The sequence below is a fragment of the Bacillus sp. 17RED48 genome (genome assembly GCF_019837545.1).
Taxonomy (GTDB): domain Bacteria; phylum Bacillota; class Bacilli; order Bacillales; family Bacillaceae_G; genus Bacillus_A; species Bacillus_A wiedmannii.
Window position 1 is genome coordinate 1 of record NZ_JADAXG010000047.1, and the last position, 1,325, is coordinate 1,325.

At 45.4% G+C, this 1,325-nt stretch carries 1 pseudogene; it reads right to left on the bottom strand.

The annotated features are described in order from the left end of the window. Nucleotides 1-142: 142 nt before the first annotated feature. Nucleotides 143-1,325: pseudogene (locus ILT06_RS32825) on the bottom strand (Gly-Xaa-Xaa repeat protein); the annotation flags it as partial.

Below are 1,325 nucleotides of genomic sequence, written 5' to 3' on the forward strand. Positions count from 1 at the left end.
CTCTTTGACGCATAAAAATCCCCAAAATAATATCATAAAATAATAAAAAAAAAAGAAAAAGACACTCAAATGAGTGTTTTTTTCTAACTTAAATCACTTGCATTGCATATTTATTTTAATTTTATAATAAACCTTATTAATATTAAAATATCCTAAATATAGAAAAACGTGCTCCCTGCCGATTCGCCGGTGTTGGATTACCAGGATCAGTAATACCAGTTACTGGAGGAATTATTACAGTATTTTGTCCAACATTAAATAATTGTATTTGTTCACCTGCATTTAAAGTTGCTATCAAATTGCCTGCAATTATTGAACCACTTGTATTCATCCCCATACTTCTTTGTAATTGAGTCTGACCATTAGTACCAACAGCAAAAATAATAGCAGGCAGGCTTGTTGGATCTATAGCAATAAAATATTCTATTGTATATATACCTGAGTCAATAATTATTATTGTATTTAGACCATCAAATATAAGGTTAGTAACTTGAGTACTGTTATTAAAATTAACTGGAGCACCACTTAAAACAGTTTGAGGAGTACCCGTACTTGAAAAAGCAAGATTTGCATATGTTGTAGGAACATTGGGCCCTGATGGTCCTAGTGGCCCAGGAGGCCCTTGAAAACCAGGGTTACCTTGAAGCCCTGTTGGACCTCCAGGACCTGGTTCTCCTTGAATTCCTTGTACACCTTGTAGTCCTGTTGGACCTCCAGGACCTGGTTCTCCTTGAATTCCTTGTACACCTTGTGGTCCCGTTGGTCCTTCAGAACCTGGTGGACCAGCTGGGCCTATTGGGCCTGTTTCTCCTGTTGCACCACCAGCTGGGCCTGTTGCCCCTGTTGCCCCTGTTGGGCCACCAACAGGGCCCGTCGGTCCAGCTGGGCCCGTTGCCCCTGTTGCTCCTGTTCCAGAGCCCGTCGGTCCTACTAGTCCTGTTGGACCTGTTGCCCCAATTCCTGTTGGACCTATTGGTCCCGTTGATCCTGTTGGGCCAGGATCTCCAGGTTCCCCTTGAATTCCTTGTACGCCTTGCGGTCCTGTTGGACCAGGATCTCCAGGTTCTCCTTGAATTCCTTGTACACCTTGTGGTCCTGTTAGACCAGGATCTCCAGGTTCTCCTTGAATTCCAGGTACGCCTTGTGGCCCTGTTGATCCAGGAGCACCAGGAGATCCTTCCGGTCCTACTGGACCTATATTCCCAGGTTCCCCTTGCGGCCCTGTAGGTCCTGTTGGTCCTGTTATACCGATTCCTGTTCCACCGGGTCCTGTTGGTCCCGTTGGACCAGTTCCTCCTGTTGGCCCTTCCCCTGCAGGAGGGAAC